The sequence below is a fragment of the Streptomyces sp. NPDC107454 genome (genome assembly GCF_055582885.1).
In genome coordinates this window covers 1-15,896 of the sequence record NZ_JBVJPA010000015.1, presented here as the reverse complement: position 1 = coordinate 15,896, position 15,896 = coordinate 1, and the positions used below count along the sequence as shown (strand labels likewise).

Here is a 15,896-nt window from a genome sequence, read left to right as displayed (position 1 = left end):
CGGCGGCGCCTTTGGTCGCTACGGGTGCGGCTGCGGGCTTCAGTGCCGGGTCCCGGTGCCGACGAACTCCCGCTCGTAAGGGTCGAGTACGGCGCCCTTGACGGACGTTCCGATGCCGGTGACGACCTTGAGGTGGACGAGGGGGACCACCGCGTCGGTGCCGAGGATTGCGGCCTCCGCCTTCATCGCGGCGTCCTGGCGCTTGGCGGGGTTGGACTCGGCCTGGGCGTCGGCGACCAGCTTGTCGACGTTCTTGTCGCACAGGAGCGACAGGTTGAAGGATCCGTCGCAGGTGTAGTCGCCGGCCAGGACGGTGACTGGGTCGCCGGTGTCCAGCATCATGTTGCGGGAGACGACGGAGGCGTCGAACTTCCCTGCCAGCAGGTCGCTTTCGAGACGGGCGTAGGCGCGCACCTCCAGCTTCACAGTGAAGCCGGCCTTCTCCAGCTGCTGCTGGAGCACCTGGGCGGCCTCTGCCAGCTCGGGCCGGTCGTTGTAGGTGGCGATGGTGATGCTCTTTCCGTTGGCGTCGGCGGCCTTTGCCCGGCCGGTCGGCTCGGTCCGTTTGCCGGACGCCCAGGTCAAGGCGGGGCCGAACAGACCCTGGGCGGGCTTGGCGTATCCCTCGTACACGCCCTTGGCGACCGCGGAAGTGTCGATCGCCTGGCGGGCGGCGGCACGCAGGCCGGCGTCCTTGAACACGCCGGTCCGGGTGTTGAGGTACAGGCTGGTGTTCCGGGCGGTGTTGTTCTCGTGGACGGTGTCCTTGTCCAGAGAGGCGACCTGGGCGACAGGGAGCGCCTCGGCGATGTCCACGTCACCGGTGCGCAGGGCGTTGGCGCGGGCGGTGCCGTCGGAGACGTACTTCGCGTCGATGCCGGACGCCTGGGCGCGACCGCCCCAGTAGTCGTCGAAACGGTCCAGGGCGGCCGCGGTGTCGCCGGTGATCCTGGTGAGCTCGAAGGGGCCGGTGGCGGTACCGACGGGGTTGACCTTGCCGTTCTTGCCATACGCCTTCGGGGAGAACACCGCCAGGTTGGGGTTGGTCAGCCGCAGCGGCAGCACCGGGTCGGCGGTGGCGGTGCTGACCTTCACCTGGTCGTCGCCGACGGCCTCGGCGCTCAGCTTCACACCGGAGATGGCGGCCGGGGCGGGGTCGGCCGCGGCGGCGTGGGTGAGCGCGGCGGCGACGGCCTTCGGGGTGACGTCGGTGCCGTCCTGGAACTTGGCGTCCCGCAGGGTGAACAGCCAGCTCTTTGCACCCTGTTCGCTGCTCCAGGACGCGGCGAGCGCGGGTACGGCGGTGCCGTTGGCGTCCAGCCGGGTCAGTCCCTCGACGACACCGAGCCGGGACAGAGCGATGGCGTCCTGGCCGTAGGAGGAGTAGTTCTCGGCGGGCGGGAAGGCGAGCGCCACCCGTAGGCGCCCGCCCTCGCCGGAGTCGGAGGAGTCCGAGGACGAGTCGTCGCCGGAGGAGGAGAAACAGCCGGAGAGCAGGGGGGCGAGCAGCAGACCGGCTATCAGCCGAAGGCGGGGAGATCTCATGGTCCTCGTTCTGTCTTTCGGGGCCCTTTCCCAGGGCGGGCGTCTAGGCCGACACCGACCGGCATCATATGAACATGATTTTCATTCAAGCAAGCGGGATCTCGAAGTGCACGACACCGCTGCCGCCGCCGGGCGCCTCTTCTCGCTCGTCGCAGACGACCTCACCGAGCGCCTGCCACAGCCCCATCGCGCCGGGCGAGTGCGGATAGGTGTGCAGATACGCGGCCTGGTAACTCCCGTCCGCCCGTGCGAAGTCCAGCAACCCGTTCACGAGCCGCCGGGCCAGCCCGCGCCGCCGGTGCTCGGGGCGCACGTACACCCGCCGCAACTGCGCGGTCGCGCCCGACGGATAGCGCTCAGCCAGCCACCGGGGGTTGGGCGGATGGGCGGGCCCCCGTGCGTCGAGCGCGGCCGTGGCGGCCACCGTCCCGTCCTTCTCGTCCACCGCGACCAGCAGCGTGTGCCGGGGCGGGGTGACGTAGAACGACTCCGGATCGACGATGTCCGCGTGCCAGCGCGGCACGTAGCCGGTCCCGAAGTCCCGGTAGACGGTGTCGAGCATCACGGCCCGCGCCTCGTCGAGGTGGGCCGTGGTGGCTGTTCTGATGCGATAGTCAAGCACCTGCAAAGCATATGCAATAGTCTCTGTGTGGCGGCGTGGTTGCACAGATCGGACTGGCACGAGGCGGGGCGCTGACAGCGGCGTGATTCCGGTCAGTGGAGCAGGCGAAGGACCGCGCACTCAGGGCCCGGGTGCGCAGCAGTCCGAACTCCTGCCAGTACTCCGCCGCAGTCAAGTCGTGCACCTTCACATGAGCGCCCAGCGAGTGGAAGGCCCGCCCGCACACATGGCAGACCACGGTGTCCGCTGCCTCGTCGTGGATCAGGCGACCGAAGTCGGGATGCCGACCCGTACCGGTCGCCCTCGCCTATGTTCGGACCGGTCACCGCGTGCCCTTGCCGTGCGTCGACCGCACCTGGAACAGCCGCGGCTGCACGTCGGTTGCGATCGTCGCTGCCTGGTCCATGTGGACACGGGCCTCGGGGTTGGCGAGCATCGCCCGGTAGTGCTCCTCGGACTCCCACTGGGCGTAGTTGATGACACGCTCGCCGTCCTGGGAGGCATGGAAGTTGGCGCAGATGAAGCCGGGTTGATGCTTCATCGTCTCCTCGGTGGCGCGGGCGAGCAGTTCGATGAGCTCGATCTGGCGCTCCGGGGAGACGGTGAAGACGTTGATGAGCGTCGCCACCGGGCGAGCGTTGTTGATCTGTGCGGTAACGGTCATACTTCCCATCCTCCCCTTACGGGCGGTGTAGACAGCGGGCAAGCGTCCGCATTCCCCTGATCGGACGCGAGCCCGCGCTCGGCCCTGTGTGCCGGTGACGATGCCGAGTCGAGGAAGCGGCGACGGATCTCGGCGGTGCGCACGAAGGGTTCGGATGCTTACAGGGGCTGGGAGGCGAGGGCCTTGGCCGGGTGGCGGGGGCCGAGGAAGACGACGATGCCCTTGCCTTCGGGAGAGGGGTGCGTGGCCTGGGTCCAGCCCTGGCGGCGGTAGAAGGACATGGCCCGGCCCGACTGGACCGAGGTGAGCAGCCACGAACGGCCCTCGGGGGCGTCGGCGGTGACCGCTTCGAGGAGGTCGGCGGCGAGGCCGGTGCCACGAGCCTCGGGACGGACGGCTAGTTCGTCGATCTCGCGGGCGCCGCACAGCCACTCCACCGTGCGGTCCGGGCCGAGGCCGGCGGCTGCTTGGGGGTAGCAGCGGTCGGTGGGGAAGGGGGCGAGGGTGGTCCACGCGGTGGTGAAGCCGACGAGCCCCTCGCCGGCGAAGGCGAGGGCGGCGGTGAAGCCCGGCCGTCGTACGTTTGTCGTCAGCTGCCCGACGAACTCGACCGCTTTCTCCTCGTCCTCGTTCCAGGGCGGGTCGCAGAAGGCGTCCACGTACACGGAGTGCAGGGCGGCGGTGTGGGCGCACAGTCTGTCGTCCCTGAAGATCCGGATGTCCATCAGGCCGCCACCGCCCGTGCCGCCGCGACGGGGTGCAGCGCCGCGTGGTCCAGAGGCGCCGACGGGTCGATCGACACGTCCAGCGGGGCGGGTTCGGCCCCGGCACGGACCAGGAGGTCGCCGACCGCGGCGATCATCGCGCCGTTGTCCGTGCACAGCCTGAGCGGTGGGACGCGCAGCTCCACGCCGGCGGCCCGGCACCGCTCCTCGGCGAGCGACCGCACCCGTGAGTTGGCGGCCACTCCGCCGACCACGACCAGCGTGCCGACGCCGTGCTCGCGGCAGGCTGCAACCGCTTTACGGGTCAGTACGTCCGCCACCGCCTCCTGGAGCGAGGCCGCACCGTCCGCCACCGGCACCTCGCGGCCCGCGTGCCCCTCCGCCCAGCGGGCGGCGGCCGTCTTCAGGCCCGAAAAGGAGAAGTCGTACGAGCCGGGCAGGGGACGGGGAAAGGGGACAGCGCGCGGATCCCCCACACGCGCTGCCCGGTCGATGGACGGACCGCCGGGATACGGCAGCCCGAAGACCCGCGCGACCTTGTCGAAGCACTCCCCGGCGGCGTCGTCGAGGGTGTCGCCGAGATGGCGGATCGGGTCGCGGGCGAGATCACGCACGAGCAGGAGCGAGGTGTGGCCGCCGGAGACGATCAGCACCATGCAGGGGTTGGGGAGCGGGCCGTGTTCCAGGGTGTCGGCGGCGACATGGCCGGCGAGGTGGTGGACGCCGTACAGCGGGACGCCCAGCGCGTACGCGATGCCCTTCGCCCCGGCCAGTCCCACCTGGAGCGCGCCGGACAGGCCCGGCCCGGTGGTGACGGCGACCGCGCCGATGTCGGAGAGGGCGAGCCCGGCCTCGTCCAGGGCCTGCCGGATCACCGGGCGCAGGGCGTGCACGTGCGCCCGGGCGGCGATCTCCGGCACGACACCGCCGTAGCGGGCGTGCTCGTCCATGCTCGACGCAACCACGTGGCCGAGCAGCCGTCCGTCCCGGACCAGCCCGGCACCGGTCTCGTCGCACGACGACTCGATGCCCAGCACGATCGGAGAGCCCATGCCCACCCCTTTCCTACTTGCTGCACTGAGTAAGTTATTGCAAGTAGTGTGCAATAAGGTCGAGGTCGGTGTGTACCCGCGCGTGAATGTTCCAGGCCCCCGGCCAGTAGAGTGCGCCCCTGCCGTCCCGGCAGCCGCCCTGAATCCCGAGGTACCGAGCAGTGAACCCCGCACGACCAGGAACGACCCCTGCTGTCACCGTCGTCGGGATCGGGGCCGACGGTTGGGAAGCACTCCCCGACACCGTCCGCAGCGCGCTGCGCGATGCCGAGGTCCTGATCGGCGGCTCACGCCAGCTGGACCTGCTGCCGCCGCAGTGTGCCGGGAAGCGGATCACCTGGCCCTCACCTCTGCGGCCCGCCGTCCCCGGTCTGCCGGCCGCCCACGCCGGACGCCGCATCGCGGTCCTGGCCGGCGGGGATCCGATGTTCTACGGCATCGGACGCGCCCTCGCCGAGGAACTCGGCACCCTGCACGTCCTCCCGCCCCCCTCCTCCGTCTCCTACGCCTCCGCCCGACTCGGCTGGCCCCTGGAGGACATCGAGGTCGTCACCCTCGTCGGCCGCCCCACGGCCGGCCTGGCCGCCGCCCTGCACCACGGCAGACGGCTCCTTGTGCTCAGCGCGGACGCCAGCACGCCCGACGAGGTCGCCGGAGGTGCTGCTCGGCCGGGGCCCCTTCACCCTCGACGGCGAGCGCGAGTTGCTGCGCCGGCATCGCGTCGACGTCGTGGTGACGAAGGACAGCGGGGGAGCGGCGACCGCGCCGAAGCTGGTCGCCGCCCGGGAGGCAGGAGTGCCGGTGGTCGTGGTCCGGCGGCCCGCGGTTCCCGGGGGCGTTCCGTCCGTGCCCGGCCCGGAGCGGGCGGCCCGCTGGCTCGGGGAACGCCTCGACCTGCGCATTTTCCGTGTCCCTGACTGAATCCTGACATGGGCTTTACTGCACATGACTTGTTCTTGCAACTCATTGGCAGAAACCTGAAGGGTGCAGCTGAAAACAGCCACTCGCCCAGCAGTAAGGCCCACGTCCCCATGACCTCCGCTCCCGATTCCGCCTCCGCACGCCCGGCCGCTCCGGGCACGGAAGGCGGTTTCTCGTGGCACCGCATACGCACGTCCATGACCCGCAAGGAATGGGCGAGCCTCGGCGGAATGGCCGCGTTCATCCTGGCGCTGCATGTCATCGGCTGGTTCACGCTCGTGGCGATCGTCGCTCCTGAGCACTACAGCCTGGGTACCAAGACCTTCGGTATCGGCATCGGCGTCACCGCCTACACCCTCGGCATGCGGCACGCCTTCGACGCCGACCACATCGCCGCCATCGACAACACCACCCGGAAGCTGATGAACGACGGCCAGCGCCCGCTCTCGGTCGGCTTCTGGTTCTCCCTCGGCCACTCCACCATCGTCTTCGCCCTCGCCTTCCTGCTCTCCCTCGGCGTCAAGGCGCTGGCCGGACCGGTCGAGAACGACGACTCCACACTGCACAGCGTCACCGGCTGGATCGGTACGACGGTCTCGGGCACCTTCCTCTACGCCATCGCGATCATCAACATCGTGATCATGGCCGGTATCTGGAAGGTCTTCCGCGACATGCGCTCCGGCCACTTCGACGAGGCCGCCCTGGAGGAGCAGCTCAACAACCGCGGCTTCATGAACCGCATCCTCGGCCGCCTGATGAAGTCGATCACCAAGCCGTGGCAGATGTACCCCCCTGGGCGTCCTCTTCGGCCTCGGCTTCGACACCGCCACCGAGATCGCGCTCCTCGTGCTCGCCGGCTCGGGCGCCGCCTCCGGCCTGCCCTGGTACGCGATCCTCTGCCTGCCGATCCTGTTCGCCGCCGGCATGTCCCTGCTCGACACCATCGACGGCTCGTTCATGAACTTCGCCTACGGCTGGGCCTTCTCCAAGCCCGTCCGCAAGGTCTACTACAACCTCACCATCACCGGCCTGTCCGTCGCCGTCGCCCTCATCATCGGCACGGTCGAACTCCTCGGTCTGATCGCCGAGAAGGCGGACCTGCACGGCCCGTTCTGGGACTGGGTGTCGGGCCTGGACCTGAACGTCATCGGCTACGTCATCGTCGGCCTGTTCTTCGCCACCTGGGCGGTGGCCCTGCTGGTGTGGAAGGTCGGCCGCATCGAGGAGAAGTGGACGGCGGGGCTGGCACAGGGGCCCGCCCCCGCCGAGCAGGGCGCCGAGTAGATCCGGTTGCGGCGCCTCCTCGGCCGACGAAGAGGCGCCGCACATGCTCACCCCTCCGGATACCGGCGAGGCGTCCAGACGATCTCCTCGCCGCCCGCCCGCGGCACGGCCTGTGTCTGCGAGGAGCCGACCAGCAGGATCGTGCGCATGTCGACCTCGGCCGGGTCGAGGTCGGCCAGGCGCACGATCCGCACGCGCTCGCCGGGGCCGCCCACGTCCCGGGCGACCACGACCGGAGTCTCCGGCGACCGGAGCTCCAGCAGCAGCTCCCGGGCCTTGCCCACCTGCCAAGTACGGCTGCTCGAAACGGGGTTGTACAGCGCCAGAACCAGATCCGCCGAGGCCGCGGCACGCAGTCGCCCGGCAACGACCTCCCAGGGCTTGAGCCGGTCGGAGAGGGAGATGGCGGCGTAGTCGTGGCCGAGCGGGGCGCCGACGCGGGCGGCTGCCGCGTTGGCGGCGGTCACGCCCGGCAGCACCCGCACCGGGACGTCCAGGTACTTCATCGACGCGGCCTCCAGCACGGCGGTCGCCATGGCGAAGACGCCGGGGTCGCCGCCCGAGACCACGGCCACCCGCCGTCCCCGCTGGGCCAGTTGCAGTGCGAACTCGGCGCGCTCGGCCTCGACACGGTTGTCCGAGCCGTGCCGCGCCGGGGCACCCGGTCCAGGTAGGTGGTGTAGCCGACCAGGTCGTCCGCGGCGGCCAGCGCACCCCGCGTCTCGGGCGTCAGCCAGAGCGGACCGGCGGGCCCGGTCCCGACCACGACCACCTCGCCCCGCTGCCGGGGCACGGGCCGCTCGGCGTCGGCCTGGCTGGGCAGCACGGTGATGCTGGCCGGCTACGGCTCGCTCTCCGGCTACCTCTTCGGCTTCCTCCTCAACCTCTCCTTCTGGCCGTTCTCCCTCGACCCGAACAGCTCCATCGCCTACCTGCCGGGCCTGCCCTTCACCGAGCAGTGGCACCGCTACGTCGCCTTCGACCTGGCCACCTCGCTGGGCTGGGACACCGGGCGGGCCGTCACCAACTTCGTGTGCGTCCTGCTGGCAGGGCCCGCCGTGCTGACGACCTTCCGGCGGGCCGCCCGCCGGGCGCGATTCCGGGCGCCGGTGCGCTTCGCGGAACGCCGGTAGGCCACGGATTGCGCCATCCGGTGCGTCTCACTGGATTTACTAGGACGTCCAAGTATATATTCGTGGGGTAAGCCCGCGGTGCAGGGAAGCCGGTGTGATTCCGGCACGGTCCCGCCACTGTGACCGGGGAGTACGCCGTCGAGCAGGACGCCACTGACGAGCTGGAAGTCGGGAAGGCGGACGGCGCGCGCTGATCCGGGAGTCAGGATACCGGCCGTGGGATGTTCCGTGTTTTCCACGAGGATGGAGCTGACACGCATGGCACCGATGTGCGTTCACGACCCCGCCCGGCCGGCGCCACGTCCTGTCGGGTGCCCGAGCGGCACCGCCTGAGGTCCCACGCCCCACGCGTTCTCACGTGACCCCGTCACGCCCGCGCACGCCACCGCGTCCGCCCGGGTGCCGGGCCGTCGCGCCATCCTCGGATCACCTGACGAGAGCAGGCACCCATGGTCCGCGCACAAGAACACACCCCTGTCCGACCTGTTAGAGAACTGACCCATTTCGTCGGAGGCAAGCACACCCCGGGCACCTCGGGGGCCTACGGCGACGTCTTCGACCCCAACACCGGCGAGGTCCAGGCCCTCGTGCCGCTGGCGAACCGCGCCGAGACCGAGGCGGCGATCACCGTCGCCGCCGAGGCCCAGCGCGAGTGGGGCGAGTGGAACCCGCAGCGCCGCGCCCGTGTCCTGCTGCGCTTCCTCGACCTGGCCGAGCGGGAGAAGGACTCCCTTGCCCGGCTCCTCTCCTCCGAGCACGGCAAGACCGTCGCCGACGCGCACGGCGATCTCCAACGCGGCCTGGAGGTCGTGGAGTTCGCCGCCGGCATCCCGCATCTGCTCAAGGGTGAGTTCACCGACAACGCCGGCACCGGCATCGACGTCCACTCGCTGCGCTCCCCCCTCGGCGTGGTCGCCGGCATCACCCCGTTCAACTTCCCCGCGATGATCCCGCTCTGGAAGGCCGCCCCGGCGCTGGCCTGCGGCAACGCCTTCATCCTCAAGCCGTCCGAGCGCGACCCGTCCGTGCCGCTGCGGCTCGCCGAGCTGTTCTTGGAGGCGGGACTGCCGCCCGGCGTCCTCAACGTCGTCAACGGTGCCCGTGACAGCGTCGACACCCTCCTCGAAGACCCGCGGGTCGAAGCCCTCGGCTTCGTCGGCTCCACGCCGGTCGCCGCGCACATCTACGCCACCGCCGCCGCGCACGGCAAGCGCGCCCAGTGCTTCGGCGGTGCCAAGAACCACATGATCGTGATGCCGGACGCCGACCTCGACCAGGCCGTGGACGCCCTGATCGGCGCCGGATACGGGTCGGCCGGCGAACGCTGCATGGCGATCTCGGTCGCCGTCCCGGTCGGCGAGGACACCGCCGACGCGCTGGTGGCCCGCCTGAAGGAGCGCATCGGCAGCCTGCGCATCGGCCGCAGCGACGACCCCGAGGCCGACTTCGGCCCGCTGGTCGGCCGCGACGCCCTCGACCGGGTCCGCTCGTACGTCGACCTCGGTGTCGAGGAGGGCGCCGAACTCGTCGTCGACGGACGGGACTTCACCCTCCCCGGGCACGAGAACGGCTTCTTCGCCGGTGCCTCCCTCTTCGACCGGGTCACCCCGGCGATGCGGATCTACCAGGAGGAGATCTTCGGCCCGGTCCTGGCCGTCGTCCGCGCCGCCGACTACGCGGAGGCGCTGCGCCTGCCCAGCGAGCACGTCTACGGCAACGGCGTCGCGATCTTCACCCGGGACGGCGACACCGCCCGCGACTTCACCCGGCGCGTGAACACCGGCATGGTCGGCGTCAACGTACCCATCCCGGTACCGGTGGCGTACCACACCTTCGGCGGCTGGAAGCGGTCCGGCTTCGGTGACCTCAACCAGCACGGCCCGGACGCGATCCGCTTCTACACCCGTACGAAGACGGTCACCTCACGCTGGCCCGCCGGTCTGCGCGAGGGCGCCAGCTTCACGATCCCCACCATGGGGTGAGCGCCATGCTCCTCACCCAGGACCAGCAGGCCCTCGTAGAGACCACACTCGACTTCGCCCAGGACCACCTCGCCCCGCACGCCCTCGACTGGGACCGCGACAAGCACTTCCCCGTCGACGTCCTGCGCAAGGCGGCCGGGCTCGGCCTCGGCGGTGTCTACGTCCGGGAGGAGTCCGGCGGCTCGGGCCTCAGCCGCGCCGACGGCGTCCTCGTCTTCGAGACCCTCGCCTCCGGCTGCCCGTCCATCGCCGGATACCTCTCCATCCATAACATGGTCGCCTGGATGATCGACCGCTATGGCGACGACGCCCAGCGCGACCGCTGGCTGCCCCGCCTGTGCGCCATGGAGGACCTCGCCAGCTACTGCCTGACCGAACCCGGCGCGGGCTCCGACGCGGCGGCCCTCACCACCCGGGCCGTCAGCGACGGCGACGACTGGATCCTCACCGGGGTCAAGCAGTTCATCTCCGGCGCGGGCGTCTCCCAGCTGTACGTGGTGATGGCCCGTACCGGCGGCCCCGGACCCGAGGGGATCTCCGCGTTGGTCGTCGACAAGGACGACCAAGGCGTCGCCTTCGGCCCGAACGAACGCAAGATGGGCTGGAACGCGCAGCCCACCCGTCAGGTCGTCCTCGACGGTGTCCGCGTGCCCGCCGACCGGCTCCTCGGCCGGGAGGGGGAGGGCTTCCGCATCGCGATGAACGGCCTGAACGGCGGCCGGCTCGGCATCGCCGCCTGCTCGCTCGGCGGCGCCCGCAGCGCCCTCGACCGCAGCCTGGCCCACCTCGCCGACCGTCAGGCGTTCGGCGGGCGGCTCCTCGACGAACCGGCGCTGCGCCACCGACTCGCCGACATGGCCACCGAACTCGCCGCCGCCAGGGCCCTGGTCCAGCAGGCCGCCCAGGCCCTCGACCGGGGTGACCCGCAGGCGCCGTACCTGTGCGCCATGGCCAAGCGCTTCGCCACCGACACCGGCTACTCGGTCGCCGACCGGGCCCTTCAACTGCACGGCGGCTACGGCTACCTGAGCGAGTACGGCATCGAGAAGATCGTCCGTGACCTGCGGGTCCACCAGATCCTGGAAGGAACCAACGAGATCATGCGCGTCATCGTGGCCCGCGGTCTGACGGAGGCGTTCGGATGACCGACACCGATCCGACGGTCCTGCTCCGCACCAACGGGCGGGCGGGCCGTATCACCCTCAACCGTCCCAAGGCCCTCAACTCCCTCACTCACGCCATGGTGCACCGCATCGACGAGGCACTCACCGCCTGGGAGGACGACCCGGCCGTCGAGACCGTCGTCATCAATGGCGCGGGGGAACGCGGCCTGTGCGCGGGCGGCGACATCCGCGCCATCCACGACGACGCCCGCGACGGAGACGGCACCGCCTCGGCCGCCTTCTGGCGCGACGAGTACCGCCTCAACGCCCGCATCGCCCGCTACCCCAAGCCCTACGTCGCCCTCATGGACGGCATCGTGATGGGCGGCGGCGTCGGCGTCTCCGCACACGGCAGCGTCCGTATCGTCACCGAGCGCTCCCGGATCGCCATGCCGGAGACCGGTATCGGATTCGTCCCCGACGTCGGCGGCACCTATCTGCTCGCCCTGGCGCCGGGCGAACTGGGTACCCATCTCGCCCTGACGGGAACTCAGATCGGCTCCGCGGATGCGCTGTTGTGCGGCCTTGCCGACCACTACGTTCCGTCGGACGAGATCCCGCGGCTGATCTCCGACCTCGCCGAACTGCCCGTTCACGAGGTGCTCACCTGGCACGTGCGCCCCGCGCCGGAAGGGGAACTGGCCCGCCACCGGGAGTGGATCGACACCTGCTACGCGTCCGACACCGTCGAGGAGACCGTCCAGCGGCTGCTCGCCCACGGCGACCCGGCGGCGAAGGAGGCGGCGGAGACCCTGCTCACCAAGTCGCCCACCGCCCTCAAGGTCACCCTCGCCGCCCTGCGCCGCGCCCGGCACCTCGGCCCGCTGGAGCGGGTCCTGGACCAGGAGTACCGCGTCTCCTGCCGGACCCTGACCTCCCCCGACCTGGTGGAGGGCATCCGCGCCCAGGTCATCGACAAGGACCGCGACCCGCACTGGGCCCCGGCCACCCTCGCCGAGGTCACCGACACCGACGTGAAGCGCTTCTTCACCCCCCTCGGCGAGCGCGAACTCGGGCTCGCCGGACCCGATACCACCGAGGAGGTGGCCTGGTGAGCAGTACCGTCGCGTTCATTGGACTCGGACACATGGGCGCCCCCATGGCCGCCAACCTCGCCAAGGCCGGCCACCGGGTGCGCGGCCACGACCTCGTCGTCACCCCCGGCCCCGGCCTGGAGGCGACCGCCTCCGCCCCGGAGGCCGTCGCGGACGCGGACGTCGTGATCAGCATGCTGCCCGCAGGCCGCCACGTCCTCGGCCTCTACGACGAGATCCTGCCCGCCGCCCGCCCCGGCACCCTCTTCGTCGACTGCTCCACCATCGACGTCGCCGACGCCCGCACGGCACACGAGCGCGCCGTCACGGCCGGGATGCGGGCGCTGGACGCCCCGGTCTCCGGCGGTGTCGTCGGAGCCGAGGCCGCCACCCTCACCTTCATGGCAGGCGGGGGAGAGACCGAGTTCGCCGAGGCCCGGCCGCTGCTGGAGGCCATGGGGAAGAAGGCCGTGCACTGCGGCGGCCCGGGTGCCGGGCAGGCGGCCAAGATCTGCAACAACATGATCCTCGGGGTCTCCATGATCGCCGTGAGCGAGGCGTTCGTCCTCGGCGAGAGCCTCGGACTGTCTCACCAGGCGCTGTACGACGTCGCCTCCACCGCCTCCGGCCAGTGCTGGGCGCTGAGCGTCAACTGCCCCGTGCCCGGCCCGGTTCCGGCCAGCCCCGCCAACCGTGACTACCGGCCGGGCTTCGCCGCGTCCCTCATGGCCAAGGACCTGGGGCTCGCCGCGAACGCGGTCCGTGCGGGCGGTGTCCACGCGGAACTCGGGCTAAAGGCAGCCGAGTTGTACGCCACCTACGCCGAACAGGTCGGCACGACGGAGGACTTCTCCGGAATCGTGCGAACCATCCGGGAGCAGAGCGAGGGGCAGGCATGACCGAGACCGAGTTCGAGACGATCCTCGTCCAGCGCAAGGGGCGTACCGCCCTGCTCACCCTCAACCGGCCCAAGGCCCTCAACGCGCTCAATCTCCAGGTGATGAGCGAGGTGGTCGCCGCCACCGAGGCTCTCGACCGCGATCCGGACTGCGGCTGCATCGTGATCACCGGGTCGGCGAAGGCGTTCGCGGCGGGCGCCGACATCAAGGAGATGCAGCCGCAGGGCTACCTGGACATGTACCTCGCCGACTGGTTCGCGGCCTGGGACCGGCTGGGGCAGTTGCGCACGCCCACGGTTGCCGCTGTCGCCGGGTACGCACTGGGCGGCGGCTGCGAACTTGCCATGCTGTGTGACATTGCACTGGCCGCCGACACCGCCGTCTTCGGCCAGCCCGAGATCAAACTCGGGGTGATCCCCGGTATCGGCGGCTCGCAGCGGCTGACCCGGGCGGTCGGCAAGGCCAAGGCCATGGAGATGTGCCTGACCGGACGCACCATGGACGCCGAGGAGGCGGAGCGGGCCGGGCTCGTCTCCCGGGTGCTGCCCGCCGACGAACTGCTTGCTGAGGCCCTCGCGGTAGCCGAGACGGTGGCGAGTATGTCGCTGCCGGTCGCGATGATGGCGAAGGAGGCGGTCGGCCGGGCCTTCGAGACCACGCTCGCCGAGGGTGTCCGCTTCGAACGGCGGCTCTTCCACGCGGTGTTCGCCACCGCCGACCAGAAGGAGGGCATGAGCGCCTTCACCGAGAAGCGGGCCGCCGAGTTCCGGCACCGCTGACCTCGATGGGCATGGCCGCCGGGCCGGAGAAAGGATCTCCGGTTCAGGCGGCGGTGTGCCTGTGCCGGCGCAGCAGCGCCGCGACCGCACACCGCAGGCACTCGGAGTCGGAGTCGGCGCTGTCCTCGGCCGGTGCACCGTCGGGACATGACACCGAGCATGCGACCGCCGGCGTACCGGATGCCGTACCGGACTGCCCCAGGCACTCGTTCCCCGGCGTCGCCACCAGCTTCTCCAGGTCCTGGAGAAGCTGCTCGGTGCGCTTGGCCTCCGCGGCGAGCACCCGCACCCGGGCGCTCTGCCCTCCGATCTGCCGCCGGGTGGCCACGAGCTGCTCGTACTCCTGAAGGGTGAGGGCGACCGCCTCGTTGCCGCCGAGGGTGATCCGGCGTGGATTGAGACGTCTGGCCACTGGATTCCTTCGCTCGTCCCCTGGGTGGTCCGTATGTCACCGGCCGGTTGCTCACGCGATGCCTGTGGTGTCCGGAAAACGCGACAGAGGCGGCGGTTGGTTCCAGGCGGCTCGGCGCTGTCCTGAACGATGCAGACCGCGACCGAAATCCCTCGCCTGGACGTGGCTTCGGCGGCCTTCCGGCAACATTCGTTGACCTGAGTCGCCCAGGACAAGGGGATAGGGGTCGTGCAGACCTTCCCTTGGTCATTGCTTGATTGACCACACTTCCAGGGTGTTCGTACGCTCGGCTTGTAGTGACGGCATAAGGAAGCTGGTGAGAGTCCAGCGCGGTCGCGCCACTGTGACAGCCCCTGTGGAGATGGGGCTGGAGTCAGACACTTGGCCGTCATGACGCCCCATGGAACCGAGGGACGCACGATCCCCGAAGGAGGCTCACCCCATGAGCAGCATGTCCGCGCACGCCGCGCTTCCCACCCCGGTCGTCCTGCCCGCCACGAAGGCGGTGCTCTGGCTGGTCGGCACCGCGCTGATCGCGCTGGCCATCTACTACTTCATCGGTGTCGACCAGGGCGCCTACTCGGTGTTCGGCAAGGACATGCACGTCCACGAGTTCGTGCACGACGCCCGTCACTTCCTCGGCTTCCCTTGCCACTGACGAGAACCGGCCCGGACATCCGAACATGGAAAAGAAACTGATCCTGCGCGGCGTCATCGCCGGCGCACTCGCTGGTCTGCTCGCCTTCGTCTTCGCCCGTATCTTCGCCGAGCCCCAGATCGCCAAGGCCATCGACTACGAGAGCGGACGCGACGCCGCACAGTCCGCCCTCGACAAGGCCGCCGGACTGACCCCCGAGGCCGCCGGCCCCGACATCTTCAGCCGGACCATCCAGGCCAACGTGGGCATCGGCGTCGGCATGGTCTTCTTCGGCATCGCGATGGGCGCCCTGTTCGCCGTCGCCTACACCATCTGCCTCGGCCGGGTCGGCAAGCTGCGCCCCCGCGCCCTGGCCCTGCTGGTGGCCCTCGGCGGGTTCCTCGGCATGTACTGCGTGCCGTTCCTGAAGTACCCGGCCAACCCGCCCTCCATCGGCCACCCGGACACCATCAGGGACCGCGGCAACCTCTACCTCGTCATGGTCCTGTGCTCGGTGGTCTTCCTCGTCGGGGCCGTCTGGCTGGGAAAACGCCTCCAGCCGCGCTTCGGCAACTGGAACGCCACCCTCCTGGGCGCCGGTGCGTACGTCGTCGCGATCGGCATCGTCATGGCACTGCTGCCGCAGCTCGGCGAACTCTCCGTCAACGTCCAGCAGTACGGCCACCACGCCACGGAGACCCCGCTGCCCCTGACCAACTCCAAGGGCACCATCGTCTACCCGGGCTTCCCGGCGGACGTCCTGTTCTCCTTCCGCTTCTACTCCGTCGCCGCCCAGGCCCTGCTGTGGGCCGCCGTGGGGCTGGTCTTCGGCCCCATGGCCGAGCGGCTCCTCGACCCGGCGACCAGGGCCGCCGCCGCGCCCGCACCGGGCGGACACCCGGAGCCGGTCGCCGCGGCCTGACCGACTCTCCCGAGGGCCGCGCCGCTGGAACAGGGCGCGGCCTCGCCGCTGTTCTGTCAGGGGTTGCGGGTCTCGACAGGATAGGGAACGTACGTGCGCCGGTCGGGGTCGACGGCGAGCCG

The 15,896-nt window shown here is 70.6% G+C and carries 14 protein-coding genes, 5 pseudogenes and 2 riboswitches; of the genes and pseudogenes, 11 read left to right on the top strand and 8 right to left on the bottom strand.

Annotated features, from left to right (window positions below):
• Positions 1 to 39: 39 nt before the first annotated feature.
• The 6 genes from ACZ69M_RS34835 to tsaD form a co-directional block, all read right to left on the bottom strand.
• Positions 40 to 1,545: an ABC transporter substrate-binding protein gene (locus ACZ69M_RS34835; protein ID WP_470056244.1), complete on the bottom strand. Its 1,506-nt coding sequence runs from the start codon at positions 1,543 to 1,545 to the stop codon at positions 40 to 42.
• Between the two features lie 85 nt (positions 1,546 to 1,630).
• Positions 1,631 to 2,167 carry a GNAT family N-acetyltransferase gene (locus ACZ69M_RS34830; RefSeq protein WP_470056243.1) on the bottom strand — a complete coding sequence of 179 codons (537 nt, stop codon included), beginning with the start codon at positions 2,165 to 2,167 and terminating at the stop codon, positions 1,631 to 1,633.
• A complete protein-coding gene (locus ACZ69M_RS34825) occupies positions 2,160 to 2,357 on the bottom strand; it encodes a hypothetical protein (RefSeq protein ID WP_470056241.1) in 198 nt (65 codons plus the stop codon). The genes ACZ69M_RS34830 and ACZ69M_RS34825 overlap by 8 nt, the downstream gene beginning before the upstream one ends.
• Before the next feature lie 132 nt (positions 2,358 to 2,489).
• On the bottom strand, positions 2,490 to 2,831 hold the full coding sequence (locus ACZ69M_RS34820) for an antibiotic biosynthesis monooxygenase family protein (RefSeq protein WP_470056239.1): 342 nt from the start codon (positions 2,829 to 2,831) through the stop codon (positions 2,490 to 2,492).
• A 158-nt stretch (positions 2,832 to 2,989) separates the two neighbouring features.
• The gene (locus ACZ69M_RS34815; protein WP_470056237.1) at positions 2,990 to 3,556 is read right to left on the bottom strand and encodes a GNAT family N-acetyltransferase; all 567 of its coding nucleotides are present in this window, start codon (positions 3,554 to 3,556) and stop codon (positions 2,990 to 2,992) included.
• Entirely contained in the window at positions 3,556 to 4,608 is a 1,053-nt protein-coding gene (tsaD, locus tag ACZ69M_RS34810) for a tRNA (adenosine(37)-N6)-threonylcarbamoyltransferase complex transferase subunit TsaD (protein ID WP_470056235.1), read from the bottom strand. Before tsaD ends, ACZ69M_RS34815 begins: the two co-directional genes overlap by 1 nt.
• 161 nt (positions 4,609 to 4,769) lie before the next feature.
• On the opposite strand from tsaD, the pseudogene cbiE reads away from it, so the two are divergent.
• The 3 pseudogenes from cbiE to nicT all read left to right on the top strand — a co-directional run.
• Positions 4,770 to 5,261: pseudogene (gene cbiE, locus ACZ69M_RS34805) on the top strand (precorrin-6y C5,15-methyltransferase (decarboxylating) subunit CbiE); the annotation flags it as partial.
• A gap of 1 nt (position 5,262) precedes the next feature.
• A pseudogene (locus ACZ69M_RS34800) lies at positions 5,263 to 5,529 on the top strand (precorrin-6A/cobalt-precorrin-6A reductase); the annotation flags it as partial.
• 110 nt (positions 5,530 to 5,639) lie between these two features.
• Positions 5,640 to 6,813: pseudogene (nicT, locus tag ACZ69M_RS34795) on the top strand (Nickel transporter NicT).
• Between the two features lie 47 nt (positions 6,814 to 6,860).
• Here the strand turns inward: nicT and cobJ are convergent.
• A pseudogene (gene cobJ / locus ACZ69M_RS34790) lies at positions 6,861 to 7,648 on the bottom strand (precorrin-3B C(17)-methyltransferase); the annotation flags it as partial.
• On the opposite strand from cobJ, the pseudogene ACZ69M_RS34785 reads away from it, so the two are divergent.
• The 6 genes and pseudogenes from ACZ69M_RS34785 to ACZ69M_RS34760 form a co-directional block, all read left to right on the top strand.
• Positions 7,641 to 7,946 (top strand): annotated as a pseudogene (locus tag ACZ69M_RS34785) (ECF transporter S component); the annotation flags it as partial. The pseudogenes cobJ and ACZ69M_RS34785 sit on opposite strands and share 8 nt — an antisense overlap.
• Before the next feature lie 59 nt (positions 7,947 to 8,005).
• Positions 8,006 to 8,179: riboswitch (cobalamin riboswitch) on the top strand.
• Positions 8,180 to 8,395: 216 nt separating this feature from the next.
• Positions 8,396 to 9,928, top strand: a complete 1,533-nt coding sequence (locus ACZ69M_RS34780; RefSeq protein WP_470056233.1) for a CoA-acylating methylmalonate-semialdehyde dehydrogenase — start codon at positions 8,396 to 8,398, stop codon at positions 9,926 to 9,928.
• On the top strand, positions 9,925 to 11,073 hold the full coding sequence (locus ACZ69M_RS34775) for an acyl-CoA dehydrogenase family protein (RefSeq protein WP_470056231.1): 1,149 nt from the start codon (positions 9,925 to 9,927) through the stop codon (positions 11,071 to 11,073). Before ACZ69M_RS34780 ends, ACZ69M_RS34775 begins: the two co-directional genes overlap by 4 nt.
• The gene (locus tag ACZ69M_RS34770) at positions 11,070 to 12,146 is read left to right on the top strand and encodes an enoyl-CoA hydratase/isomerase family protein (protein ID WP_470056229.1); all 1,077 of its coding nucleotides are present in this window, start codon (positions 11,070 to 11,072) and stop codon (positions 12,144 to 12,146) included. The genes ACZ69M_RS34775 and ACZ69M_RS34770 overlap by 4 nt, the downstream gene beginning before the upstream one ends.
• A complete protein-coding gene (gene mmsB, locus ACZ69M_RS34765) occupies positions 12,143 to 13,024 on the top strand; it encodes a 3-hydroxyisobutyrate dehydrogenase (protein ID WP_470056227.1) in 882 nt (293 codons plus the stop codon). The genes ACZ69M_RS34770 and mmsB overlap by 4 nt, the downstream gene beginning before the upstream one ends.
• Positions 13,021 to 13,803, top strand: a complete 783-nt coding sequence (locus tag ACZ69M_RS34760) for an enoyl-CoA hydratase (RefSeq protein ID WP_470056225.1) — start codon at positions 13,021 to 13,023, stop codon at positions 13,801 to 13,803. The genes mmsB and ACZ69M_RS34760 overlap by 4 nt, the downstream gene beginning before the upstream one ends.
• A gap of 43 nt (positions 13,804 to 13,846) precedes the next feature.
• Here ACZ69M_RS34760 and ACZ69M_RS34755 read toward each other — a convergent pair whose 3' ends face one another.
• Positions 13,847 to 14,215: a hypothetical protein gene (locus tag ACZ69M_RS34755; RefSeq protein ID WP_470056223.1), complete on the bottom strand. Its 369-nt coding sequence runs from the start codon at positions 14,213 to 14,215 to the stop codon at positions 13,847 to 13,849.
• A 271-nt stretch (positions 14,216 to 14,486) separates the two neighbouring features.
• A riboswitch (cobalamin riboswitch) is annotated at positions 14,487 to 14,618 on the top strand.
• Positions 14,619 to 14,657: 39 nt separating this feature from the next.
• On the opposite strand from ACZ69M_RS34755, the gene ACZ69M_RS34750 reads away from it, so the two are divergent.
• Together ACZ69M_RS34750 and ACZ69M_RS34745 are read left to right on the top strand one after the other, a co-directional pair.
• Complete coding sequence (locus ACZ69M_RS34750; protein WP_470056221.1) at positions 14,658 to 14,873, top strand: CbtB domain-containing protein; 216 nt, start codon at positions 14,658 to 14,660, stop codon at positions 14,871 to 14,873.
• A 25-nt stretch (positions 14,874 to 14,898) separates the two neighbouring features.
• Positions 14,899 to 15,774: a CbtA family protein gene (locus tag ACZ69M_RS34745; RefSeq protein ID WP_470056219.1), complete on the top strand. Its 876-nt coding sequence runs from the start codon at positions 14,899 to 14,901 to the stop codon at positions 15,772 to 15,774.
• Positions 15,775 to 15,896: the final 122 nt, after the last annotated feature.